We start from the raw sequence: 24087 nt of genomic DNA, 5'->3' as shown, positions 1-24087 counted from the left end.
ACGCCGCGCTTGACTTGATCTAACAACGTAACTCGGGAGGGTCAGGCGGGGTCTGCCTGGGCGTCGGTCTGATGGTCGTCGTATGCGTGTGGCCACTGGCGACGCACCGCTGTTTCATCCCAACCTGCCTGGAGGCGGTTGTACGCCCGGCTTGCGAGAGTCTCCAGCGACAAGACCACCTCGCGCGGGGGCAAGTCGCCCTTGCCGACCATGTACCCGAGCAAGACGTTGACGGCGGTAGCTTCCTTCTGCGTCATCCTGGCCATGGTCAGCACGGTACGGCCCGATCCTTCGCGGCGGCTGCGTTCCGGCACTTCCGGTGGCAAGGGACGCAGCGCCCGCAGGCCGCGCCAGCGGGCGAGGACGAACGGTCCCGCGGCAGCCCTGGTGACCGCTAGTCCGAAACCCTTGCGGCGACTTACGCGACTGTGGTTCGCTGTGCCTGCGGACGTCGACCGACCGGTGACGAGACAAAAAATTGAAAAAGGCCCTGGTCCCGGGGTCTGGCGCGAGTGGCACGGACGGCCACAGGGACCATCGGAGTCACGGGGGCGCGCGGTCCGCAGCACGCGCCACTGCCGATGAACCACGATGACGAAAAAGAGACGCCGGTCTTCCTTGTCGGCGTCTTTTTTGGGGTCATCGTGGTTGATTCAAGTCTCAGTCGTGGCGCGGGTTGGCGTCTGTGGGTGTACCCGCAGGCGGGGGAGGCATCTGGTGCCTTCCGTCCCTCGATCCCGCCGCAGTGTGCGTTCGTGCCAGCGGGTCAGTCCCGTGACGCGCACCGGTCCAAGCAGGTAGCGGGGGGCCGCGCTCGGAAGAAGTTGCGCCTGTACTGCGCGGCTAACCGGCTCAACCGGCTCGGCACACTCACCTACCGTGGCGAGGGGTGCCACGACCCTGCGGCGATCCGGGCGGACCTGGGCGAGTTCTTCCGTACGGTCCGGGACCGGATGGGCGGCGGGGCGTTCCCGTATGCGTGGGTGCCTGAGTGGCACAAGAGTGGGCACGGAATGCACGCGCACTTCGCGGTGGGCCAGTTCATCCCGCAGCGGCTCATCCGGGACGTGTGGGGGCACGGGTTCGTCTCCATCAAGTTGATCGGTGACCTGCCGGTGGGGTCGGGGCCGCTGGAGGAGGCGCGTCGGGCTGCGGGCTACCTGTCGAAGTACGTCGCCAAGGACTTCACCGACGATCCGCGCCGCGACCTCGGCAGACACCGGTACGACGTGGCCGAGGGGTTCCAGCCCGAGATGTTACCGGTCTACGGGCGCTCGGCGGCAGAGGCGTTGAGTAAGGCGTCGGACTTCTTCGGCAAGCCGCCGGCGCGCCAGTGGTCCTCGGCCGACTCACCCGACTGGGGCGGGCTGCCGGCCGTCTCGGCAACGTGGGCCGGGTGATCGCGGTGGCGGTGGATCGCGCTGCGCTGCGGGCATGGCTCACTGCCTCTCGCGACTCCCAGGGGCTGCCGGACCAAGTCTCCGACGAGCTCGTACTTGCCCGGGTCGGGGTACTGCTGGGGGCGCGGGCGGAGGGGACGCGGGCGCAAGGCGCGCCAGCGCCGAGCGCGCGGCCCCCCGCAGCGCCGTCAGAAGGCCCAGTCGGGCTGGACGCGCTCGGGGTCGAGGCCGTGGCGACCGGGAACGGCGGCGGGCTGGATCGTGACGTGGTTTATGACGGCCTGGATGATCGCGCGCTGACGGGTGAGGTTGAGGCTCTGCCACTGACTGCGTAGCCGGTCGCCGTGGCCGATGTAGGCATCGGCGGCGGTGCGGTTGGTCAGAGTGGCCAGGCGCGCCTCCTTAGTGCGGAGTTGTGGCTCGATGGTCTTTCGGATGACGCTCCACTCGGCCCTGTCGATGTCACCAAGGGCGAACATCTGCGCAGCGTCTGCGCGGCGTTCCTTCAGCCCGACGAGGTCGGCGCGGAGCTGTGCGGCTTCTTCGTCCCCGGTCTCACCCCCTGTGGTGAGCGTCGCCGTGAGTTTCGGGTCATCGAGCAGTTCCAGCACCGCTTCGGTCACCCACTCCTCGAGCGGCGCTGCGGTGATGCTCAGTCGCCCGCAGCCCTTTCGGTTGGCGATCGGGCGGCACTCGTACTTCCGCACGCCCTGCTTGGGGTGGGAGACCAGGACAGCACCGCAGCGACCGCACCGGCACATGCCCGAGAGCAGGTAGCGGCGCGCGCTGCGATTTGTGCGCCTGGCGGGGTCGGTGAGTTTCTGGGTCAGGCGCTCGCCGTCGCGCGCGCTGATGATCGGATCCCAGACCGCCTTGACCGGATCACCGTCTTGGCGTGTACGCATGCCCCAGTTTCGCGGACTGAGAAGCATCTGCCGTAGGGCGGTGGTCGACCAGGGCTTGCCGGTGACCGTCTGCACGCCGTCCGCTTCCAGTGAGCGCACCAGGGACGTAAGAGTGTCCCCGGCGAGCAGGCGCTCTGCGGCGGTCCGGATGACCTCGGCCTCGGCGGGTTCATGGGTGACCTTGTCGGACTTGAAACCGAACGGTCGCGGACCGCCCATGTGCGGCTTCCCGGCCTCGGCGATCTCCTGCATCTTCCGCTTCCCGCGGCGGCTCTTGGCGTCGCTCTCGTTGGCAGCGACGATGCCCAGCAGTCGCGCGAGCAGAAGGCCGTCTCCGGTTCCGAGGTCCACGTCGCCGTGGGCGGTGGCGAGACTCCGCATGCCCGCGCGCTCGCACACCTCCACGAACCGCTCCAGCTCGATCGGACGCCGGTGCAGCCGGTCCAGGTGATAGACCACCACGCCATCGCGAAGTCCGTCGCGCAAGTCGGCGAGCATCCGCTCGTAGGCAGGCCGCTTCTTGCGCGGGTTGTAAGCGCTCTGGTCGTTGTCGATGTACTCCTCGGCGACGATCCAGCCGCGCTGCTTGGCGACCCTTCGGCAGTCCTGCAACTGCCGTTCCACGCCCATCGCCTCCCCGCCACGGTCTTGGGAGATGCGCGCGTAGATCGCCACTGCCTGCCTCGTCGCCAGGGGGGGGGCACACTAGCCGATAGCGGGGAAGACCGCCATGGTGGCGGCTCTCCCGGGTCCGTAGGACCGCAACGTCACGCTCGAAAGTTCTCCGCCTGGCGGACCACGTGAACCTGCGCACGCTCCGCCCGTCGTGGGATGGCGCGGTCGGGTGGGTGCCCTATCGTTGCCGACCGTGACTTGGTGGGAAGCAATCGTCCTCGGGCTCGTGCAGGGCCTGACAGAGTTCCTCCCGATCTCCTCGAGCGCGCACCTGAGGATCGTCGGCGAGCTGCTCCAGAGCGGTACCGACCCCGGCGCCGCCTTCACCGCCATCACGCAGATCGGCACCGAGACCGCCGTCGTCATCTACTTCCGCAAGGACATCTGGCGGATCATCAAGGCCTGGTTCGGGGCTCTGCCGGTCGGGCCGTGGAAGAACACGGTGCCGCGCACCGACCCCGACGCCCGGCTCGGCTGGTTCGTCATCCTCGGCTCGATCCCCATCGGTGTCCTGGGTCTGCTCTTCGAGAGCGCCATCGACGACACGCTGCGGCACCTGTACATCACCGCCGCGATGCTTGCGATCTTCGCCCTGCTGCTCGGCTGGGCCGACCGCGTCGGGCGGCGCACCAAGACGCTGGACCACATGAGCACCAAGGACGCCGTCTTCTTCGGCCTCGCCCAGGCGCTCGCGCTCGTGCCCGGCGTCTCCCGTTCCGGCGGCACCATCACCGTCGGGCTGCTGCTCGGCTACACCCGCGAGGCCGCCGCCCGGTACGCGTTCCTCCTCGCCATCCCCGCGGTGATGATCTCCGGCTTCTACAAGCTCTTCTCCGACGTCATCTTCGGCGAGCCCGCCCCAGGCAGCGCCGCAGTGCCCGGGTCGCTGATCGCGCTGGCGACCGCCGTCGCCTTCGTCGTCGGGTACGCCGTGATCGTGTGGTTCCTGCGCTACGTCTCCACCAACAGCTACAAGCCGTTCGTGATCTACCGGCTGGTGCTCGCCGTGCTCGTCGTCGTCCTCGTGACCGCCGGGGTCATCGACGCCGTGCCGTCCGGCCACACCACCGGCGGCTGACGACAGGCCTCCCGCGCCTGACGGCAGGCGTCCCGACGGCGGAGCCCGGTTCCCGAGGGCGGAGCCCGGTTGCCGACGACGGGGCCGGGCTTCCGTCGTCGGGCCTCCGCGTCCGTGGACGCCGGGGATGCCGGACCTCGCGCGCCGGATAGCATCACCTGGTGCATTCCTGGTCCGCGCCCGACGTCCCCGCCCTGCCCGGTCACGGTCCCGCCGTGCACCTCCACGACACCGCCGCCGGGGCGCTGACGCCCACCCGGGGCGCCGAGGAGCCGGCCACGCTCTACGTGTGCGGCATCACCCCGTACGACGCCACCCACCTCGGCCACGCCAACACCTACGTCAGCTTCGACCTGCTCGTGCGGGCGTGGCGGGACGCCGGCCGGGACGTCACGTACGTCCAGAACGTCACCGACGTCGACGACCCGCTGCTTGAGCGTGCCATCGCGACCGGGGCCGACTGGCGTGAGCTCGCCGAGTCGCAGACGGACCTGTTCCGGTCCGACATGACGGCCCTGCGGGTGCTGCCGCCCGACCACTACGTCGGCGCCGTCGAGGCGATGGACCTCGTCGTCGCGGCCGTCGAGCGCATGCTCGCCGAGGGCAGCGCCTACCGCGTGCCCCTGCCCGAGGGTGCCGGGGGCGACACCCCCGAGCTCGGCGACGTCTACGCCGACCTCAGCGTTGACCCGCTGTTCGGGACCGGCGCCCACCTCGACCTCGACACCATGGTGGAGGTCTTCGCCGAGAACGGCGGCGACCCCGACCGGGAGGGCAAGCGCCACGCGCTGGACCCGCTGCTGTGGCGCCGCACCCGCGTCGGCGAGCCCGACTGGGACGGCGGCACGCTCGGGCGCGGACGCCCCGGCTGGCACATCGAGTGCGCCTGCATCGCGCGCAAGCACCTCGGCCCGCTCGTGGAGGTGCAGGGCGGCGGGAGCGACCTGATCTTCCCGCACCACGAGATGAGCGAGTCCCACCTGCGGGTGCTGGGCCACACGCCGTCGCCCGTGATGATCCACAGCCACGGCGGCATGGTGGGCCACGACGGCGAGAAGATGAGCAAGTCGCTCGGCAACCTCGTCCTCGTCTCCAGGCTCGTCGAGGGCGGGGCCGACCCGATGGCGGTCCGGCTCGGTCTCCTGGCGCACCACTACCGCTCGAACTGGGAGTACACGGACGCCGGCCTCGCCGCCGCCACCGAGCGGCTTCAGACCTGGCGGCGGGCGACGGCGGGGGAGCGCGGCCCGGCCGCCGAGCCCCTGCTGCAGCAGGTCCGGGAGGCCCTGGCCGACGACCTCGACTCCGCCCGCGCGCTGGAGGCCGTCGACGAGTGGGCGCGCGCCGCCCTCGCCGGCGAGGGGGAGCAGATCGAGGGCGCCCCCGATCTGGTCCGGCGCACCGTCGACGCGCTGCTCGGCGTCGCCCTGTAGGACGCTCGTCCGTCCCGCGGGTGCCGCGCTCTGCGGCCGAGGTCCCGCTCCGTCCGTCCGGCGCACGATTACCCTGAAGTCCGGTCCGCAACGTGGAGGTTGCCAGTCAGAAATCAGGTGGGGCGTGCTCGGGGCGGCCCGGATCGCCCGCAAGGCCGTGATCCCGGCCATCCGGCGCGCAGGTGCCGGCGAGGTGCTCGCGATCGCGTCGGCGAGCGGGAAGGCGGAGGCGTTCGCCGCCGAGCTCGGGATCCCGCGCGCCTACGCCGACTACGACGAGCTCCTCGCGGACCCGGACATCGACGCCGTCTACATCGCCCTGCCGAACGCCGCCCACGCCCGGTGGATCATCGCCGCCGCCCGCGCCGGCAAGCACGTCCTGTGCGAGAAGCCGGTCGTGCTGAGCACCGCCGAGCTCGACGACGTCGAGGACGCCTGCGCCACGGCCGGCGTGCAGCTGGCGGAGGCGTTCATGTACCGCCACCACGCCCAGCTGCAGCGGCTGCGCGAGCTGCTCGACGCCGGCACGATCGGCGACCTCGTGACCGTCGAGTCGTCCTTCCACTTCACCCTGGCGCGCACCGAGCCGCTTGACATCCGGCTGCGCCCGGACCTCGGCGGCGGCTCGCTGCGGGACATCGGCTGCTACCCGGTGGACCTGCTGGGCTGGCTGACGGGCGCCGAGCCGGACGAGGTCGGGGTCGTCGCCCACCGCGACCGGCCCGGCGGCGCCGACACCCGCATGGCCGTCGCCGCCCGGTACGGCGACGTCACCGCCAACCTGCACTGCTCCTTCGACGCGCCCTTCCGGGCCGAGGCCCGGCTGATCGGCACCGGCGGGAGCATCTGGCTGCCGGACGTCTTCCGGGCCGACAACCGGGGCGGGACCGCCCGGATCCAGATCGAGCGGGACGGCGAGAGCTCCGTCGTCGAGGTGGAGAGCGACCAGTACGGCAACCAGGTCGCGGCGTTCGCCCGGCGGGTCGAGCACGGCGTCCCGGAGCCCGGCGGCGCGGCGCTCACGCGCCGGACGGCGGCCGCGCTCGAGCGGATCGAGGCGGCCGCCGCCCGGGCGGTCCCTGCGGGTCGGTGACGGGGAGGCTCAGGCTTTCTGCACCGTGATCGTCCAGCTGGCGTCGCCACGCCGGTCGAACTCGGTGACCGGGTAGCCGTTCTCCGCCGCCCACCGGGGGATGGACTCGGTGGCCTGGGTGCAGTCGAAGTTGATGACGAGCTCGTCGCCGGCCTCGAGGGCGGCGATGGCCTCCTTGGCCTCGACCAGCGGGAACGGGCAGACCTGGCCGTCGGTCTCGAGCACGGTCTTCGTGGGCATGGTGGTCCTTCTCTCGTGTCTTCTCTGGGTTGGGACGGGGACGGGTCAGACGCCGGCGGTGGCCGGGGCAGGGGTCCGGGTGGCGGTGCGCGGGCCGCGCAGGACGAAGATCTTGGTGGCGATGCCGGTGCCGAGGAGCATGAAGCCGAACGAGAGCCAGCCCTGGTAGGAGAACTGCGCCGTCGCCACCATGGCGTTGCCGATCGTGCAGCCGCCGGCCAGCGCCGCGCCGACGCCCATGCCCACGCCGCCCACGATCGAGCGGACCGTGGTGGTGGCGTCGGGGACGCGGATGCGGAACTCGCCCGAGCCCTTCGCGGCGGCGAAGGACCCGAGAAGGATGCCGACCACGAGCAGCACGCCCCAGTCGACGAGCTCCACGTCCCCGGTGACGAGAAAGGCCACCGTGTTGGCGGACGGGGTGGTGATGCCGAGGCCGGCCTCGCGCCCCGTGGCGGTGCTGAGCGGCCAGGCGAGGATCGCGATGACGCCGATGACGACGGCCGTCGGCAAGGCTCCCCACGTCTTCTCGAAGAACACGTGCGCCAGGCCGGTCCGGCGCGGCGGCAGACTCGCGAGCTTGAGCGCCGGCCGGGACAGGTGGTGGTGGACCAGGTACAGCACGGCGGCGCCGAGGGCGGCGACGAGGAACCAGGAGCTGACGCCGAGGGTCTCGTGGATGGTGGTGGCCGGCACGGTGATGCCGCGCGCCCAGGTGGTGAAGTCGCCGAGCACGCCGTACTTCATGACCGCGGCGGAGAGGGCGTAGAAGATGAGGGCGAACCACGAGCCGACGAGCCCCTCGCCCGAGCGGTAGTAGGTGCCGGTGGCGCAGCCGCCCGCGAGGACGATGGCGAAGCCGAAGATCAGTGCGCCGATCACGGTGGCGGGAAGGGCGAGCGGCTTGTCGGCCGCGCCGATGACCCCCATGCCCTGCATGGCGGCGATGCCGACGGCCTGGATGGCGATGACGACGAGGAAGGCGGTGAGCCAGCGCGTGCTGCGGGCGACGAAGACGTCGCGGAACGCGCCGGTGACGCAGAAGCGTCCGCGCTGCATGGCGAAGCCGAGGGCTGCGCCGAGAAGAAGCCCGGTGAGGAGCATGGGTGATCCTGTCTGCCTGGCATGCCGGCGGTACGCAGGCACGCTGAACCGCGCGCTGCTGGTGCGGCTCGGAGTTCGGGAAGTGAGGCGAGGGCCCGGGAGGGACGGGCGGGTCCGGCGTTGGTAGGCCGGTGCTGCGGCGCGCGCTCACGGCGCCGGGGAACCGACGCCGGGGAAACGGCGTCGGGGACACCCGCGCGCCGGTGCGTCAGCGGCTGGTCAGGGCCGACACGCTGCGGAGGAGACCCGCATGAGGTCGACGTGGCGACGGGAGTGCAGCAGCGCCGTCGTGCGCGAGCGGTGCATGAGATCTCCCTCCGGTCGTCCGCGGCCGGGCCGTGGTCGAGCGTCCGCCGTCGGCCGGACGTGCTCGAGGATTACGGACGCGCGGGCCGGTGGTCGAGAGAAGTGCCCGAAATGTCCGTCCCGTCCCGTGGGTCGGACACCACGCCGGGGTTCGTCCCGCGATGCGGACGACGCTTGCGTCGTCGTGCCGTGAGCGCGGCCTCAGAGGCCGGCCGGCCCCTGGCCGCCCTTGTCACCCTTGTCCCCGCGGATGTCCCGACGGCGTAGGTACCGCTCGAACTCGCGGGCGATCGCCTCGCCGGAGGCCTCCGGCAGCTCGGCGGTGTCCTTGACCTCCTCGAGCTGCTGGATGTACTCGGCGACGTCGGGGTCCTGGCCCGCGAGCTCGTCGACGCCGGCCTGCCAGGCGCGGGCGTCCTCGGGCAGGTCACCGACCGGGAGCGGCTCGCCGACGAGCTCCTCCAGGCGCAGCAGGATCGCGAGCGTCGCCTTCGGCGAGGGCGGCTGCGCCACGTAGTGGGGCACCGCCGCCCAGACGTTGAGGGTGTGCAGGCGCTGCTCCGCCGCGAAGTGGGTGAGCACGCCGACGATCCCGGAGGGGCCCTCGTACTCGGAGCCCTCGATGCCGAGGAGCGCCTGGACCTGCGGGTCGCTGGAGGTGGTCTGCACGGGGATGGGCCTCGAGTGCGGGACGTCGGCGAGCAGCGCGCCGACGCCGACGACGGTGCCCACCTCGAGCCCCTGGGCCACCTCGAGGATCTCCTCGCAGTAGTCCCGCCAGTGGAACGACGGCTCGACCCCCTGCACGAGGACGACGCGACGGCCCGAGATCGGGGCCCGTGCCACCGACACGGTGGTCGACGGCCACGTCAGCACGCGGTTGCCGTCCTCGTCCATGCTCACGTGCGGGCGGTTGACCTGGAAGTCGTGGTAGTCCTGCGCGTCGAGCTCGTGGACCACCTCGGCGTCCCAGGCGTCGGCGACGACGTCGAGGGCCTGCGACGCGGCGCCGCCGGCGTCGTTCCAGCCCTCGAAGCTGGCGAGCAGGATCGCGGGCGGCAGCTCCTTGCCCGCGACCTTCTCCTCGGGAGCCTCCACCGGTGTCTCGCCGCCGGTGGTGTCCTTCTTGCTCGGCTCGCTGGTGGTCATGAGGCCACATTAGGCGCGGATAGGGTCGTCGGGTGAGCGACAGGCAACTTCCGGACGCCGTGCTGTGGGACATGGACGGCACCCTCGTGGACACCGAGCCCTACTGGATGGCCGCCGAGACGGCGGTCGTCGCGCGGCACGGCGGCACGTGGACCCAGGAGCAGGGGCTCCAGCTGATCGGCAACGACCTGATCACCTCGGCGCGGATCATCCAGGAGCAGACCGGCATCGGCGGGGAGCCGGCCGACCTCGTCGAGGAGATCCTCGCCGGTGTGGTGGCCCAGGTGCGGGAGCACGGTGCGCCGTGGCGCCCGGGCGCGCTGGAGCTCCTCGGGACCCTGCGGTCCGCGGGGGTGCCGTGCGCGCTGGTGACCATGTCGTACGAGAACTTCGCGGGCGCCGTCGTGCAGGCAGCGCCCGCAGGGTCGTTCCAGGAGGTGGTGACCGGCGACCAGGTGACGCGCGGCAAGCCGCACCCGGAGGCGTACCTGACCGCGGCCGAGCGGCTCGGGGTCGACCCGGCCCGCTGCATCGCGATCGAGGACTCCACCGTGGGCGTGACCGCGGCACTGGCCTCGGGCGCCCGGACCATCGCGGTGCCGCTCATGGTCGAGGTGGACGCTCAGGACACGCTGAGCCGGCTGCGCTCCCTCGAGGGCGTGGACCTGGACCTGCTGGCCCGGATCCTCGAGGGTGAGGTCGTGGACGAGCTCGCCGCCGCGAATCGCACCGGGCGCTGAGCCAGCCTCACACGGCCTGGACGGTGAGCAGGTGCTCGACCCCGCCGGGCGGCAGGGGCGGCACCTCGCCGCCGAACGCCGGGCACAGCGACTGGAACGAGCACCACGAGCACAGCTTGGACGTGCGGTAGGCGAACCTCTGGCTGCGGGCCGACTCGGAGATCGTCGCCCACAGCGACTCCAGGTCCCGCTCGAGCGCGACGAGCTCCTCCTCCTTCGGGTCGTGGGTGAGGGTGCGCCCGTCACCGAGGTAGACCAGCTGCAGGCGGGCGGGCACCCGGCCGTGGAGGCGCCAGATCATCAGCGCGTAGAACCGCATCTGGAACAGCGCCTCGTCCTGGTACCGGGGGTGCGGGGACCGGCCGGTCTTGTAGTCGACCACCCGCACCATGCCGTTCGGGGCGACATCCATGCGGTCCACGAACCCGCGCAGCAGGATCCCCGACGCCAGCTCGGTCTCCACGAGCATCTCGCGCTCGGCGGGCTCCAGCCGCGTGGGGTTCTCCATCCGGAAGTACTGGGTGAGCAGGCTGCGCGCCTCGGCGAGCCACGCGCCGAGGTCCTCCGGGCCGGAGAACATGCTCAGCACGTCGGGGCGTGAGGCCTGCAGCTCCTGCCACTGCGGGTCCAGCAGCTCCTGCGCGGCCTCCTCGGTCCGCCGGGGCGCGGGCAGGTCGAAGAGGTGCTCGAGGACGGCGTGCACGAGCGAACCCTTGACGGCAGCCTGGCTCGGCGGCTCGGGCAGCCGGTCGACGGCCCGGTAGCGGAACAGCAGCGGGCACTGCCGGAAGTCCTTGGCGCGCGAGGGGGAGATCGCCGCACGGCGACGCTCCACCGCCTCGTCCGGCGTCGGCGCGTCCGGGGTGAGCGCGTCCGGCGTCGGCGCCTCGGGGGAGAGCACCTCGGGCGAGCTGAGGGTGGCGACACCGGACGCGAGGGAGTCCGCCGGGAGATCGGTCGGAACGGGTACCGGCGAGGCCTCGCGCTGGGTCGTCTGCGTCATGCCGTTCACGTTAACCCTGGCCACCGACACAGCCGGTCAACGCCCCACAGGGTGTCCGGCACGCTGCACCCCTGGGGAAGCAGACGTGAGCGGTGGCCGCCCGGTCTCCCCCGCCCGCATAGGCTGGGGCGATGAGCCGCTCCAGCACGCCCGTGGGCACGCGCACCGGGTCGGGCTGGGTGATCGGCCGGGTCGGGGGCATCCCCGTGGTGCTGGCGCCGTCCTGGGTGCTGGTCGCCGCCGTCCTCGTGACGCTGTACTTCCCGGTCGTGCGACGGCTCGTGCCGACGGCCGGCATGGGCACCGTCGTGCTCACGACGCTCGCGTTCGTCGTGATGCTCCTCGTCTCGGTGCTCGTCCACGAGCTCGCGCACGGGCTGACCGGGCAGCGGCTGGGCGCCCGGCCGCGCGAGTACGTCCTGACCTTCTGGGGCGGGCACACGTCCTTCGAGACGGAGCTGCCGGGGCCGGGCTCCTCCGCCGTCGTCTCCGCCGCCGGCCCGCTCGCCAACGCCGCGCTCGCGCTCGCCGCCTGGGGCGCGGTGGTCTCCCTCGACCCCACGGGACCCGGCCTGCTGATCCTGTGGGGCGCAGTGCTCTCCAACGGGCTCGTCGCCGGGTTCAACCTCCTGCCGGGCCTGCCGCTCGACGGCGGGCAGATCCTCGAGGCGATCGTGTGGGCCGCTACCGGCGACCGCAACCGCGGGACGGTCGTGGCCGCCTGGGGCGGCCGCGTCGTCGTGGTGGCCGTGCTCCTTTGGGTCCTCGGCCGCCCGCTGCTCGAGGGCCGCCAGCCCAACCTCTCCTCCGCCATCTGGATGATCCTGCTCGGCGCGTTCATGTGGTCCGGGGCGGGCCAGGCGCTACGTCGTGCCGAGGCGCGGCGCAGCGCCGAGGGGATCGACCTGCGCCGGCTCGCCCTGCCGACGCTCGTGCTCGACGACGCCGCCACCGTCTCGCAGGTGGAGAACGCGCTGGCCGGGCAGGGCGCCGCCGTCGTCCTGGTCCACGCCGGCCGCCCCGTGGCCGTCGTGGAGCCTTCCGCCGTCCGCGACGTGCCGTACGAGCACCGCTCGGTCACGCCGGTGACCGCCGTGGCCCGCCCCCTCGCGCCCCAGCAGGTGGTGACCGCGCTGACCGGGCCCGAGGCCGTCACCGCGGTGAGCGTCGCCCAGCGGCACGGGCCCGTCGTCGTCCTGCACGACGGCGTCACCGTCCTCGGTGTGGTCGAGGTCGCCGCGGTGGCCCGGGCCCTGCAGTCGCGCCGCCCGTAGACTCGCCCGTCGTGACCAGCGAGCCCGACCTCCAGCCCACCGCCCCCGACGGCGACCTCGAGACCGCGACCGTCCCCGAGGACGCGGCGCTCCCCGAGACCACGACGGACCCCGAGGACGCGGCGGGCCTTCCCGGCGCCGGGCGCCGCCGCGGACCGCTGCGCGCGGGGGAGCGGGTGCAGCTGACCGACTCCAAGGGCCGCCTGTACACGGTCCTGCTGACCGTCGACGGGTACTTCCAGTCCCAGCGCGGCTCCTTCCGGCACACCGAGCTCATCGGCCGGCCGGAGGGGACCGTCCTCACCACCGCCACCGGGCACGAGCTGCTCGCGCTGCGCCCGCTGCTCAGCGACTACGTCCTCTCGATGCCGCGCGGCGCCGCCGTGGTCTACCCCAAGGACGCCGGCCAGATCGTGCAGATGGGCGACATCTTCCCGGGCGCCACCGTGGTCGAGGCCGGCGTCGGCTCCGGCGCGCTCAGCATGAGCCTGCTCTCCGCCGTCGGGGAGCGCGGGCACCTCATCTCCGTGGAGCGGCGCGAGGACTTCGCCGACATCGCCATCGGCAACGTCGAGTCGTGGTTCGGCGGCCCCCACCCCGCGTGGGAGGTCCGCACCGGGGACCTCGCCGACGTGCTCCCCGACGCCGTCGAGCCCGGCTCGGTGGACCGCATGGTGCTCGACATGCTCGCCCCGTGGGAGAACCTCGCCGTCGCGGCCGACGCGCTGACGCCCGGCGGCGTCCTCACCGCCTACGTGGCCACCACCACGCAGCTGAGCCGGTTCGTCGAGGACCTGCGCGCCACCGAGCAGTTCACCGAGCCCCAGGCGTGGGAGTCGATGGTGCGCACCTGGCACGTCCAGGGGCTCGCCGTGCGCCCGGACCACCGGATGATCGGGCACACCGGCTTCCTCGTCACCACGCGCCGGCTGGCGCCCGGGCACGTGCCGCCGCAGCGCACCCGCCGCCCGGCCAAGGGCGCCTACCCGGCCGACGGCGAGTGGAGCCCGGTGGACGTGGGCGAGCGGGCCGTCTCGGACAAGAAGATCCGGCGCGTGCGGCGCGACATCCACCGCCGTGCCGAGATGGAGCAGACGGGCATGGCGTCGCAGCCCGGGCCGACGGCGCAGCCTGGATCGCCGTCGCAGCCGTCGCAGCCGTCGGCCGCCACGCCCGACGAGGCCTGACGCCGGGCCAGGTCTGACGCCGGGCGGCGGCTCAGACCGTCGTGCCGGTGGAGCCGGCCCGGGCCACCCGTACGAGCACCAGCAGGGCCAGGACGGCGGCGACCGTGAGCGCGGGGTGCTGCTTCGCGACCCCCACGAACGCCGCCACCGCGGTTCCCACGGCCTCGATCGGCCGGGAGCCGCTCCCCGGCTTCTTGTTGCGTGCCATCTGGAGCCTCCTGCCTCTTCCCGTTCAGGAAAGCGCGACACCGGCCGCCTGTCGAGAGGTGGACGCCGCGGTCGACGTGTCCGTGCCAGCGCCTAGGCTGGACGAGTCGATCGACGAAGGGAACGTCATGACACAGGCCGACCGCTTCAGCGAGGGCCGCGCGCGCGAGCTCGAGCAGCAGGCCATCTCGCTCGCGGGCAAGAACGAGCGGCTGGCGCAGGCGCTCGACACCGCGCGCCAGCGGCTCGTCCAGCTCCAGGAGCAGCTCGACTCGATCTCGAAGCCGCCGGGCTCCTACGGCACGTTCCTCGCGGGCCACCTCGACGAGCGCGAGGCCGACGTCTTCGTCGGCGGGCGCAAGATGCGCCTCGCCGTCTCCGCGGCCGTCCCGCTCGGGGCGCTCCGCCCCGGCCAGGAGGTCCGCCTCAACGAGCAGCTGCTCGTCATCGGCGCCGGCACCTACGAGACCACCGGGGAGATCGTCACCGTCAAGGAGATCCTCGACGGCGACCGCGTCCTGGTCCTGGCGCGCACCGACGACGAGCGCGTCATGCGGCTGGCCGGCCCGCTGCTCACCTCCGGCGTACGGGTCGGCGACGCCCTGACCGCGGACCCGCGCACCGGCTTCGTCACCGAGCGTGTGGTGCGCTCCGAGGTCGAGGAGCTGCTGCTGGAGGAGGTGCCGGACACCGAGTACTCGGACATCGGTGGCCTCGGCCCGCAGATCGAGCAGATCCGCGACACCGTCGAGCTGCCGTTCCTCCACCCCGACCTCTACCGCGAGCACGGCCTGAAGCCCCCGAAGGGCGTGCTCCTGTACGGCCCGCCCGGCTGCGGCAAGACGCTCATCGCCAAGGCCGTGGCCACCTCGCTCGCCGTGACGGCGGAGAACAAGCGTGTCGAGCGCGGCGAGGAGCCGGCCGGCCGGTCGGAGGGGCCGCGCAGCTACTTCCTCAACATCAAGGGCCCGGAGCTGCTCAACAAGTACGTCGGCGAGACGGAGCGGCAGGTCCGGGTGATCTTCGCCCGCGCCCGCGAGAAGGCCGCCCGTGGCATCCCCGTGGTGATCTTCTTCGACGAGATGGAGTCGCTCTTCCGCACCCGCGGCACCGGTGTCAGCTCCGACGTCGAGACCACGGTGGTGCCGCAGCTGCTCAGCGAGATCGACGGCGTGGAGAAGCTCGAGAACGTCATCGTCATCGGCGCCTCGAACCGCGAGGACATGATCGACCCCGCCATCCTGCGGCCCGGCCGCCTGGACGTGAAGATCAAGATCGAGCGGCCCGACGCCGAGGGCGCACGCGAGATCTTCGCCAAGTACCTCACCCCCGACCTGCCGCTGCACGAGGACGAGCTCGCCCGCTACGGCGGCGACCCGGCGGCCACCGTCGAGGCCATGATCGGCACGGTCGTGGACGCGCTGTACGCCACGACCGCCGAGACGGAGTTCCTCGAGGTCACCTACGCCAGCGGCGACAAGGAGGTCCTCCACTTCAAGGACTTCGCCTCCGGCGCGATGATCGCCAACATCGTCGACCGCGCGAAGAAGCGGGCCATCAAGGACCTGCTCGCCTCCGGCGGCCGCGGCCTGCGCACCGAGCACCTGCTCGGCGCGCTCGCGGCGGAGATGCGCGAGAACGAGGACCTGCCCAACACCACCAACCCCGACGACTGGGCCCGCGTCAGCGGCAAGAAGGGCGAGCGCATCACCTACCTGCGCACCCTGGCCCGCGCCGAGGGCATGGCCCCGCGGGGCCTGGCCGGGCGGGTCGGGCACCACTCGACGGCGCCGACCGCCCTCGCGGGCACCGGAGGACCGGGCGCGGACGACGGCGGACCGGGCGCGGGCGACGGCGGGGCCGAGGATGCGTCGTCGTCCTCGGGCGGGTCGAGCCCAGCGCACCGCAAGGGCGGCGTGGCGCTCGGCGGGGAGATGTCCGAGGACGGCATCGAGACGATCACCCCGGTGCCGGGGTACCTGTAGAGCACGAGGGAGACACGTGAGCGTCCACCGCCCGATGGGCATCGAGACCGAGTACGGCCTCATCGAGCCCGGCAACCCCCAGGCGAACCCGATGGTGCTCTCCTCGCACGTCGTCGCCGCGTACGCCGCGAGCCCGGGCAGCGCGGGGCGCGGCGGGCACGTGCGGTGGGACTACGCCGGGGAGGACCCGCTCGCGGACGCGCGCGGGTTCCGCCTGGACCGGGCCGCCGCCCACCCGTCCCAGCTCACGGACGACCCCTCGGCCCCCGCCCCCTCCGCCGAGGACGGCGCCGACGCGGCGCCGGGCGTGCGGACCAGCCACGTGCGCCGCCCCAGCGAGGCCGAGGCCGCCCTGCCGACGGCGAACAACGCCGTGCTCAGCAACGGTGCGCGCCTGTACGTCGACCACGCCCACCCCGAGTACTCCAGCCCCGAGGTCACCAACCCGCTGGACGCGGTGCGGTGGGACCGGGCCGGCGAGCTGGTGATGCGCGGCGCCATGGACGCGCTGCGGGCCGTGACCGGCCTGCCCGAGGTGGTGCTCTACAAGAACAACGTCGACGGCAAGGGTGCCGCGTACGGCACCCACGAGAACTACCTGGTGAGCCGGTCGGTGAACTTCGGCGACATCATCCGGTACCTGACCCCGTTCTTCGTCACCCGGCCGATCTTCTGCGGTGCGGGCCGGGTCGGCATCGGCCAGCGCAGCCAGACGCCCGGGTTCCAGATCTCCCAGCGTGCCGACTACGTGGAGAACGACGTCGGGCTCGAGACGACGTTCAACCGGCCGATCATCAACACCCGCGACGAGCCGCACGCCGACGCCGAGCGGTACCGGCGCCTGCACGTCATCGGCGGCGACGCGAACCTCTTCGACGTCTCCACGTACCTGAAGATGGGCACCACCTCGCTCGTGCTGTGGCTCCTCGAGCAGGACGCCGTGCCGATGACGCTGGACGCGCTGATGATCGCCAACCCGGTGGGCGAGACGTGGGAGGTCAGCCACGACACCACGCTGACCCACCGGCTCACGCTCAGCGACGGGCGCGAGATGACCGCGCTCGAGATCCAGCGCGAGTACCTGCGCGTCATCGCCGACGCCGTCCACCAGGCGGCACCGCCCGCCGGGGTGGACCGGGCGACGGCGGACGTGCTGGAGCGCTGGGGCGGCGTGCTCGACCGCCTGGCGACCGACCCGGTCAGCGCCGCGGCCGAGGTCGAGTGGGTGGCCAAGAAGCAGCTGCTCGACGGCATGCGCCGGCGCGAGTCGCTGCCCTGGGACCACCCGAAGCTGCAGGCTCTCGACCTGCAGTGGGCCGACCTGCGCCCCGAGCGCTCCATCGTCAACCGCCTGGCGGCCGCCGGGCGGCTCGAGCGCCTCGTGCCCGACGCCGACGTCGCCGCCGCCGAGCACGACCCGCCCACCGACACCCGGGCGTGGTTCCGCGGTCAGGTGGTCGCCCGCTACCCGGGGCAGGTGGCCGGCGCCAGCTGGGAGTCCGTGGTCCTCGACGTGCCCGAGAACGAGCACCTCGTCCGGGTGCCGATGAACGACCCGCTGCGCGGCACCCGCGAGCACGTCGGCGCACTCCTGGAGCGGTCCGCCACGGCCGCGGAGCTCCTCGAGAACCTCACGGCGCCCCCGGCGTCCTAGTATCTGATCAACCCCGAGGGAGGGAGCACGACATGGCAGAGCAGGAGCAGCGCCGCACGACCCGCCGGGACGACCCGGGATCCGAGCCCATGGGCCCGCCCGTCGCCGCCGGCGGCCAGGTTCGCACCCAGGAGGTCGACGACCTCCTCGACGAGATCGACTCCGTGCTGGAGGCCAACGCCGAGACCTTCGTGCAGGGTTTCGTGCAGAAGGGCGGGCAGTGACCGCCAGGCGGATCTTCGGCATCGAGACCGAGTACGGCATCACGTGCGCCCCGCCCGCCGGGCGGGGCGCCGCCGTTGAGGCCGCGGGCGCCGACGCCGCCGACGGGGAGGGCGCCCCGCGTGTGATCACCGCCGACGACGCCGCCCGCTACCTCTTCCGCAAGGTGGTCCAGTGGGGCCGCTCGTCGAACGTCTTCCTGCGCAACGGGGCCCGGCTGTACCTCGACGTCGGCTCGCACCCGGAGTACGCCACCGCGGAGTGCGACGACGTCCACCAGCTCGTGGTCAACGACCGCGCCGGCGAGTCGATCCTCGACGAGATGACGGAGGACGCGAACGAGCTGCTCGCCGAGGAGGGCGTGCCCGGCACGATCCACCTGTTCAAGAACAACGTCGACTCGTTCGGCAACTCCTTCGGCTGCCACGAGAACTACCTCGTGCGCCGTCGTCGCGACTTCCAGGCCATGGGAGACGCGCTCGTGCCCTTCTTCATCACCCGCCAGATCCTCACGGGCGCGGGGCACATCCGGCCCCGCGCGGCCGGCGGCGCCTCCTACGCGTTCTCCCAGCGCGCGGACCAGATGTGGGACGCCATGAGCTCGGCCACCACCCGCTCCCGGCCCATCATCAACACCCGCGACGAGCCGCACGCCGACGCAGACCTCTACCGGCGCATGCACGTCATCGTCGGGGACTCCTCCGTGGCCGAGACGACCACGATGCTCAAGGTCGGCATGACCGACCTGCTGCTCGCCATGCTCGAGGACGGGGTGCGGCTCCGGGACCTGGCGATGGCCGAGCCGATGCGCGCCATCCGTGAGATCTCCCACGACATGACGGCGACCGTCCCGGTCGAGCTCTCCTCCGGGCGGCGGATGAGCGCCCTGCAGATGCAGGAGGAGTTCCTCACGCGGGTGACGGGCTACCTCGACTCCACCGGGCAGACGGCGGAGCTCACCGAGATCCAGCGCCGCGTCCTGGAGCTGTGGGAACGGGGCCTGCGGGCCCTGCGCGAGCAGGACCCCTCGCTGGTGGAGACGGAGCTCGACTGGGCGATCAAGGGCCGCCTCCTCGAGCGCTACCGGGCCAGGCACACCCTGGCCCTCGACGACCCCCGCGTGGCGCGCCTCTCGCTGGCGTACCACGACATCTCGGCGCGGTGGGGCCTGGCCACCACGCTCGCCGCCCGCGGGCTCATGGCGAGGATCACCACCGACGAGGAGGTCCGCGAGGCGATCGTCACACCGCCGCCGAGCACCAGGGCACGGCTGCGCGGCGAGTTCGTCGCGGCGGCCCAGGAGCGGCGCCGCGACATCACGGTGGACTGGGTGCACCTGAAGATCAACGACGCCGCCCAGCGCACCGTGGTCCTGAAGGACCCGTTCTCCCCGACCGACGAGCGGGTGGACAAGCTCCTGGCGGCCCTGCAGGCCTGACGTCGCACCCCCGCCGGAGGCACCCAGGACCGGCGGGGCATCGGCCGGGCACCGGCGGGTGCAACGTAGGCTGCTCGGGTGAAGCAGTACCTGAACCGACGTCGCACCGCCCGGAGCCGGATCGCGGCTCTCGTGGCGACGCTCCTGACAGCGGTGCTCCTCGTGGCGTGCACCGAGGACCCCGTGAAGAACGAGGAGAACGTCGGTGAGGTCACCGTCTCCGGAGCCTTCGGGTCCGTGCCGGTGGTCACCTTCGACCCGCCCCTTCCGCTGCGCGAGTCCGAGGTCGAGACCCTGATCGAGGGCGACGGGCGCGAGCTGGTCGAGGGCGAGCCCATCCTGCTGAGCCTGGCCGCGTACGACGGCGACGACGGAGCTCTCGTCGAGGGCAGGGACGTCGGCGTGGCCAGGACCCTGATGCTCACCCCGGAGGACGTCGGCGAGGACCTGTTCCCCGTGCTGTCGGGCGCCGCGGAGGGCAGCCGCATCCTCGTGCAGCAGCCCGTCGAGGAGGACGGCGAGGACCGCATGCTCGTGCTCGTCCTCGACGTGCTCTACACCCAGGCCCGCGGCGAGGCGGTCGCCCCGCGCGAGGGGCTGCCCCAGGTCACGCTCGGCGCCGACGGCGCACCCTCCATCGCCGTCCCCGACGCCGAGCCGCCCGCCGAGCTCGTCGTGGCCCCGCTGATCCGCGGCGAGGGCCAGCAGGTCCGGCCCGGGCAGGACGTGACGGTGCAGTACACCGGCGTCGAGTGGGAGTCGGGGGAGCCGTACGACTCCACCTGGGAGGGCGGCAAGGTCCCGCAGACCGTCCGCCTCGACCAGACGATCGACGGTCTGCGCGACGGGCTGGTCGACCAGCCGGTCGGCTCCCAGGTGCTGCTGGTGATCCCGCCCGGCCAGGCGCACGGCACGGACACGCTGGTGATCGTCGTCGACATCCTGGCCGCCTCCGGCGGGGACGAGGACTCGGTGGTCGGCGGGGCCGAGGGCACCGCGCCGCCGATGGAGCGCCCCACGGCCGCGGAGACCAGCGCCGGCTGAGGCCGCAGGCGTAGCCTCGGACCATGGGCGACGAAGCGTCGCGCTCGTTCCTCCGGCGGCTGCTCGGTGCCGCCGTGCTGCTGTTCGTCGCCGTCGGGGTCCCGATGCTGGCGACGCTGCCCCTGGGGGTGGAGTTCGCGGCCCCGGCGGTGCTGGTCGCCGCCTTCTCGCTCGTGCTGTCGATGAACGCCGGCTGGAGGCGGACCCTCGCGGCCGCGCCGGCGATGGTGGTGGCGTCCGCCCTGACCGCCTGGACCGGCGGCTCCGGATGGTGGGTGCTGGTGATCGCGCTGCTGGGCGTGTGCGTCGGGCTCGCCGCCCGCTACGGGTGGGCGGCCGCGGCCGTGCTGGTCGGGTTCGTCGCCTCCGGCATGGCGCCGGCGGAGGACGTGTCGTGGACCCGGCTGGCCGTCATGGCCGCAGCCGCCCTCTACGCCGTCGCCGTGGCGCGGGCGCTCCACCTGCCCGAGTCCGTCCCGGGCGTGAGTTTGCCGTGGCGGCAGGCCCTCATCGCGGCGGGGGTCTTCGGGGCCGTCACCGGGCTGGCGGCGCTGGTGGCGCGGGCGGTGGAGCTGCCGATCGCCAGCTGGCTGCCCGCCACCGCGTTCATCCTGGTCCTGCCGACGGCCGAGCTCACCCTGGGGCAGCGGGCGGTGCACCGGGTCGCGGGGACCGCCCTCGGTGCGCTCGTCGCCGTCGCGATAGGCGCCGTCCCGCTCGTGCGGGGCCTGGCCGCCTCGCTGGCCCTGCTGGCACTCCTGCTGTGCCTCGTCTTCCCCCGACCGCTGTGGCGCTCCGCCGCGTTCGCCACGACCGCCGTCATGCTGCTCCTCGGGTCCACCATGGGCACGTCGGCCGCCGCGGCCGAGCGGGTCTGGGCGGTCGTGGTGGCCGTGGTGCTCGTGCTGCTCGGGGCCGCGCTGGCGGCCGGGCTCGCGCGGATCATCCCCCACGAGGCCGCCGAGGTGGCGGCCGACGGCGCGCGGGCCCGCCGTCGGGAGGTCGAGGCAGAGCCGGCCGGTTGACGGTCTGGGGGCCGACGGCGACCGGGTGAGGCCCCTATTGGCGCCGCTGCGCAGCCTCAGCCGGTGTGCAGCACGAGGTCCGCCGCCGCACGGGCGTCCCGCGCGTCCAGGAGGGCCCGCTCCTGCCCGGCCCAGTCGTCCCACAGGTGCGCCCAGCTGCCGTCGTCCCGGGCGAGGGCCCGCTCGCGCCGCACGTGCGCGGGGGCGTCGAGCCACACGAGCACGTCGAGGAACGGCGCGCACACCGCCGAGCCGGCGCCGCATCCCTCGATCACGACCACGCGGGGCGCCGGGTCGCCCGGCGCGGGCACCTGGAGCCGGTCGCCGAGGGTGCCGCGGTGCCAGTCGTAGGTCCGCACCGAGCCGGGCAGCCCGCGGCTGAGCGGCTCGAGCACCCCGGAGGCCACGGCGCCCACCCCGACCGCCAGCCCGTGCCAGCCGCGGTACGCGTCCTCCAGGGCGATGACGACGACGGCGCCCGGCTCGCCCAGGTCCGGCTCGCCCAGGCCAGGCTCGGCCCGGAGCCGCCCGGCCACGTCGGCGGCGAGGTCCGACTTGCCCGAGCCCGAGCGGCCGTCGATGCCGACGACCACCGGACCCCGCGCCCCGGACGTGCCGCGCTCCTCCAGGGCGGCACGCACGAGCGGGAGGACGGCTGCGCCGTCGGGACGTGGCGTTGGTCGCGGTTCCTGGACGGTCATGTCGAAGGACGCTACCCGGCGGCTAGCCTTCTCATGCGGCGCTTGAGGTGCAGGCGGCGCGGAGGAGGGTGTGATGAGTGTGGCGGTCCGGGTCATCCCGTGCCTGGACGTGGCGAACGGGCGCGTGGTCAAGGGCGTGAACTTCCAGGGCCTGCGCGACGCCGGCGACCCGGTCGAGCTCGCGCGGCGCTACGACGCCGAGGGCGCGGACGAGATCACCTTCCTCGACGTCTCCGCCTCCGCCGAGGCGCGCGAGACCACCATGGAGGTCGTCTCCCGCACGGCCGAGCAGGTGTTCGTGCCGCTGACCGTGGGCGGCGGGGTGCGCTCGGTCGAGGACGTCTCGCGGCTGCTGAAGGCCGGCGCGGACAAGGTCGGCGTCAACACGGCGGCGATCGCGCGCCCCGAGCTCATCAGTGAGATCGCCGAGCGGTTCGGCCGCCAGGTGCTGGTGCTGTCGGTGGACGCCCGCCGGACCACCGGGGACACCACCACGGCGTCGGGCTACGAGGTCACCACGCACGGCGGCCGCAAGGGCACCGGCATCGACGCCGTCGAGTGGGCGGTGCGCGGCGCCGAGCTCGGCGCCGGGGAGATCCTCCTGAACTCCATGGACGCCGACGGCACCACCGACGGCTTCGACCTGAGGATGCTCGACGACGTGCGCGCCCGCGTGGACGTCCCCCTCATCGCCTCCGGCGGGGCGGGCACGGCCGATCACTTCACCCAGGCGGCGCGCCACGGCGCGGACGCGGTGCTGGCGGCCTCGGTGTTCCACTTCGGCACGCTGACGGTGGGCCAGGTCAAGGACGAGATGCGCGCCGCGGGCCTCGAGGTGCGCTGAGCGGTGACCTGGTGGCCGTGGGCGCGGACCGAGAAGGAGCGTGCGCACGACGAGCTGTTCGCGCGTGTGACCCTCCTCGTGCAGAGGGACCACAAGCGCCAGCTCCCGGCCGAGCGCGCCGAACGGGCGGCGAGACCCACCCGGACATGGGGCGGCAGTTACGACCCCTACCCGTACGTCATGCGGTCGCTGCGAGAGTTCGCGCCCCTCACGCTCCGGATGCTCGAGCAGGCGGCGCCGCGCCTGTCGGAACCGGCAGGGCCAGGGATCTACCGCTTCCTCCGGGTGCAGCTCCGCAGGCGCGTATGGGCGAGAGAGATGGCGACGCCCGAGGCCAACGTGCTCGACGGACTCGTCCTCCATGAGCTCGCGCCAGAGCTGGTGAACAACTGGCGTGTTCGTCGTCGGCTGCGTCGGGCCTTAGAGCTCGATGAGAGCGGCAGCCTGTACGAGGGCGCCCTCGAGCCCTACGGCCGGGCGCCTCTGACCACCGTGCTCAGCACCGCCGTCGCCCTCGACGAGGTGCTCAGGCTCCGGGCCATGCGGGACATGCCGGACGGGTTCGGCTACTCGAACATGGACGCATGGGGAGACCTCATGGACGGCGTCGTGCCGATGACTCCCGGACTGGTGAAGGTGATCCACGAGGTCCAGCCGTCGCCGGAGGAGCTCGTCGCGATGTCGCGGAACGGTCGGCTCGCAGAGCTCGGCCTGCACCCGGCCGATCTCGACGACCGCCTTGACCGCCTGCACCAGCGCCTGCTCTCCGAGCTTCGGCAGCGATTCCCCGAGGCGTGACCTTGCCCGCCGCGTGACCCTGATGCCTGAGGCATGACCTTGGGCCCTCGATGGCGCGTGACCGCCGTGCCTAGCGTGGAGACAGGTGGGCGACCCGAGGGAGGTCCACATGTCCAACGCAACGGTGCGCGAGCGCCCCGCCGTCGGTGCGCGGCGTCTCGGCTACACGATCGCCGTGGTGGTCAACGCGGTGATGCTCTACGCGGTCAACGCCTGGCCCGGCTGGCAGGCGGTGCCGTTCCTGACGGCCGACACCGCCGCGGTGATCCCGCTCGTGAACGCGTCGATCCTGGTGAGTCTCGTCGTCAACGCGGTCTACGTGGTCCACGACCCCGCCTGGGTCAGGGCGCTCGGTGACCTCGCGACGAGCGCCGTGGGCCTGGTCGCCCTCGTCCGGATGTGGCAGGTGTTCCCGTTCGACTTCGGCGGCGCCACGTTCGACTGGGAGCTCCTCACCCGCTGGGTCCTGGGGCTCGGGATCGCCGGCAGCGCGATCGCGATCGTCGTCGCGCTCGTGTCCTTGGTCCGGGCCCTGACGGAGGGTGGCGGCGGCCGCACCATCGCCACGCCCTGACCATCGCG

General features: G+C 72.9%; 24 protein-coding genes and 1 pseudogene. 16 read left to right on the top strand and 9 right to left on the bottom strand.

What is annotated here, in order from left to right; genetic code table 11:
• Positions 1–41: 41 nt before the first annotated feature.
• Complete coding sequence (locus ATJ97_RS03370) at positions 42–266, bottom strand: hypothetical protein (RefSeq protein WP_170037088.1); 225 nt, start codon at positions 264–266, stop codon at positions 42–44.
• A gap of 315 nt (positions 267–581) precedes the next feature.
• On the opposite strand from ATJ97_RS03370, the gene ATJ97_RS03365 reads away from it, so the two are divergent.
• Positions 582–1400 carry a rolling circle replication-associated protein gene (locus ATJ97_RS03365; protein ID WP_245862072.1) on the top strand — a complete coding sequence of 273 codons (819 nt, stop codon included), beginning with the start codon at positions 582–584 and terminating at the stop codon, positions 1398–1400.
• A gap of 188 nt (positions 1401–1588) precedes the next feature.
• Here ATJ97_RS03365 and ATJ97_RS03360 read toward each other — a convergent pair whose 3' ends face one another.
• Complete coding sequence (locus ATJ97_RS03360; RefSeq protein ID WP_245862070.1) at positions 1589–2980, bottom strand: recombinase family protein; 1392 nt, start codon at positions 2978–2980, stop codon at positions 1589–1591.
• A gap of 193 nt (positions 2981–3173) precedes the next feature.
• Here ATJ97_RS03360 and ATJ97_RS03355 point away from each other — a divergent pair, with 193 nt between their 5' ends.
• The 3 genes from ATJ97_RS03355 (at position 3174) to ATJ97_RS03345 (ending at position 6584) form a co-directional block, all read left to right on the top strand.
• A complete protein-coding gene (locus tag ATJ97_RS03355; RefSeq protein ID WP_098482530.1) occupies positions 3174–4058 on the top strand; it encodes an undecaprenyl-diphosphate phosphatase in 885 nt (294 codons plus the stop codon).
• Positions 4059–4219: 161 nt separating this feature from the next.
• Entirely contained in the window at positions 4220–5491 is a 1272-nt protein-coding gene (gene mshC, locus ATJ97_RS03350) for a cysteine--1-D-myo-inosityl 2-amino-2-deoxy-alpha-D-glucopyranoside ligase (protein ID WP_098482529.1), read from the top strand.
• Positions 5492–5615: 124 nt separating this feature from the next.
• A complete protein-coding gene (locus tag ATJ97_RS03345) occupies positions 5616–6584 on the top strand; it encodes a Gfo/Idh/MocA family protein (protein ID WP_098482528.1) in 969 nt (322 codons plus the stop codon).
• A 9-nt stretch (positions 6585–6593) separates the two neighbouring features.
• Here the strand turns inward: ATJ97_RS03345 and ATJ97_RS03340 are convergent, their stop codons facing one another.
• From ATJ97_RS03340 to ATJ97_RS03330, 4 genes are all read right to left on the bottom strand, one after another.
• Positions 6594–6824, bottom strand: coding sequence for a sulfurtransferase TusA family protein (locus tag ATJ97_RS03340; protein WP_098482527.1), 231 nt, complete (start codon positions 6822–6824; stop codon positions 6594–6596).
• Positions 6825–6869: 45 nt separating this feature from the next.
• Complete coding sequence (locus tag ATJ97_RS03335; protein ID WP_098482526.1) at positions 6870–7928, bottom strand: YeeE/YedE family protein; 1059 nt, start codon at positions 7926–7928, stop codon at positions 6870–6872.
• Positions 7929–8147: 219 nt separating this feature from the next.
• Positions 8148–8234, bottom strand: coding sequence for a putative leader peptide (locus tag ATJ97_RS20740; protein ID WP_425432782.1), 87 nt, complete (start codon positions 8232–8234; stop codon positions 8148–8150).
• 201 nt (positions 8235–8435) lie between these two features.
• Positions 8436–9383, bottom strand: coding sequence for a proteasome assembly chaperone family protein (locus ATJ97_RS03330; RefSeq protein ID WP_098482525.1), 948 nt, complete (start codon positions 9381–9383; stop codon positions 8436–8438).
• A gap of 32 nt (positions 9384–9415) precedes the next feature.
• On the opposite strand from ATJ97_RS03330, the gene ATJ97_RS03325 reads away from it, so the two are divergent.
• Positions 9416–10123 carry an HAD family hydrolase gene (locus tag ATJ97_RS03325; RefSeq protein WP_245862068.1) on the top strand — a complete coding sequence of 236 codons (708 nt, stop codon included), beginning with the start codon at positions 9416–9418 and terminating at the stop codon, positions 10121–10123.
• A gap of 7 nt (positions 10124–10130) precedes the next feature.
• Here the strand turns inward: ATJ97_RS03325 and ATJ97_RS03320 are convergent, their stop codons facing one another.
• On the bottom strand, positions 10131–11126 hold the full coding sequence (locus ATJ97_RS03320) for a RecB family exonuclease (RefSeq protein WP_211287027.1): 996 nt from the start codon (positions 11124–11126) through the stop codon (positions 10131–10133).
• A 131-nt stretch (positions 11127–11257) separates the two neighbouring features.
• On the opposite strand from ATJ97_RS03320, the gene ATJ97_RS20240 reads away from it, so the two are divergent.
• Both ATJ97_RS20240 and ATJ97_RS20235 read left to right on the top strand, forming a co-directional pair.
• Positions 11258–12400, top strand: a complete 1143-nt coding sequence (locus tag ATJ97_RS20240) for a site-2 protease family protein (protein ID WP_098482524.1) — start codon at positions 11258–11260, stop codon at positions 12398–12400.
• A 158-nt stretch (positions 12401–12558) separates the two neighbouring features.
• Complete coding sequence (locus ATJ97_RS20235) at positions 12559–13587, top strand: tRNA (adenine-N1)-methyltransferase (protein ID WP_245862802.1); 1029 nt, start codon at positions 12559–12561, stop codon at positions 13585–13587.
• Between the two features lie 31 nt (positions 13588–13618).
• Here the strand turns inward: ATJ97_RS20235 and ATJ97_RS19655 are convergent, their stop codons facing one another.
• Entirely contained in the window at positions 13619–13795 is a 177-nt protein-coding gene (locus ATJ97_RS19655) for a hypothetical protein (RefSeq protein WP_170037085.1), read from the bottom strand.
• A gap of 127 nt (positions 13796–13922) precedes the next feature.
• Between ATJ97_RS19655 and arc the strand changes: the two are divergent.
• The 6 genes and pseudogenes from arc to ATJ97_RS03280 all read left to right on the top strand — a co-directional run.
• Positions 13923–15533, top strand: a pseudogene (gene arc / locus ATJ97_RS03305) (proteasome ATPase); the annotation flags it as partial.
• Between the two features lie 262 nt (positions 15534–15795).
• Positions 15796–17433 (top strand): depupylase/deamidase Dop, encoded by a 1638-nt coding sequence (gene dop / locus ATJ97_RS03300; RefSeq protein ID WP_098482523.1) that lies wholly within the window; start codon positions 15796–15798, stop codon positions 17431–17433.
• 32 nt (positions 17434–17465) lie between these two features.
• Positions 17466–17657 carry a ubiquitin-like protein Pup gene (locus ATJ97_RS03295; protein WP_098482522.1) on the top strand — a complete coding sequence of 64 codons (192 nt, stop codon included), beginning with the start codon at positions 17466–17468 and terminating at the stop codon, positions 17655–17657.
• The gene (gene pafA, locus ATJ97_RS03290) at positions 17654–19093 is read left to right on the top strand and encodes a Pup--protein ligase (RefSeq protein ID WP_098482521.1); all 1440 of its coding nucleotides are present in this window, start codon (positions 17654–17656) and stop codon (positions 19091–19093) included. The genes ATJ97_RS03295 and pafA overlap by 4 nt, the downstream gene beginning before the upstream one ends.
• A 78-nt stretch (positions 19094–19171) precedes the next feature.
• Positions 19172–20137, top strand: coding sequence for an FKBP-type peptidyl-prolyl cis-trans isomerase (locus ATJ97_RS03285; RefSeq protein WP_098482520.1), 966 nt, complete (start codon positions 19172–19174; stop codon positions 20135–20137).
• Positions 20138–20160: 23 nt separating this feature from the next.
• Positions 20161–21162: an FUSC family protein gene (locus ATJ97_RS03280; RefSeq protein ID WP_098482519.1), complete on the top strand. Its 1002-nt coding sequence runs from the start codon at positions 20161–20163 to the stop codon at positions 21160–21162.
• 56 nt (positions 21163–21218) lie between these two features.
• Here the strand turns inward: ATJ97_RS03280 and ATJ97_RS03275 are convergent, their stop codons facing one another.
• On the bottom strand, positions 21219–21863 hold the full coding sequence (locus ATJ97_RS03275; RefSeq protein ID WP_098482518.1) for a uridine kinase family protein: 645 nt from the start codon (positions 21861–21863) through the stop codon (positions 21219–21221).
• Positions 21864–21936: 73 nt separating this feature from the next.
• Here ATJ97_RS03275 and hisF point away from each other — a divergent pair, with 73 nt between their 5' ends.
• The 3 genes from hisF (at position 21937) to ATJ97_RS03260 (ending at position 24079) form a co-directional block, all read left to right on the top strand.
• Positions 21937–22707, top strand: a complete 771-nt coding sequence (hisF, locus tag ATJ97_RS03270) for an imidazole glycerol phosphate synthase subunit HisF (protein WP_098482517.1) — start codon at positions 21937–21939, stop codon at positions 22705–22707.
• A gap of 3 nt (positions 22708–22710) precedes the next feature.
• Positions 22711–23505 carry a hypothetical protein gene (locus tag ATJ97_RS03265; RefSeq protein WP_098482516.1) on the top strand — a complete coding sequence of 265 codons (795 nt, stop codon included), beginning with the start codon at positions 22711–22713 and terminating at the stop codon, positions 23503–23505.
• A 109-nt stretch (positions 23506–23614) separates the two neighbouring features.
• Positions 23615–24079: a hypothetical protein gene (locus ATJ97_RS03260; RefSeq protein WP_098482515.1), complete on the top strand. Its 465-nt coding sequence runs from the start codon at positions 23615–23617 to the stop codon at positions 24077–24079.
• The last annotated feature ends 8 nt before the right edge of the window (positions 24080–24087 follow it).

This window comes from Georgenia soli (assembly GCF_002563695.1).
Classification (GTDB): Bacteria; Actinomycetota; Actinomycetes; order Actinomycetales; family Actinomycetaceae; genus Georgenia; species Georgenia soli.
The sequence above is the reverse complement of the archived record's forward strand: the minus strand, read 5'-3'. Positions and strand labels throughout refer to the sequence as shown.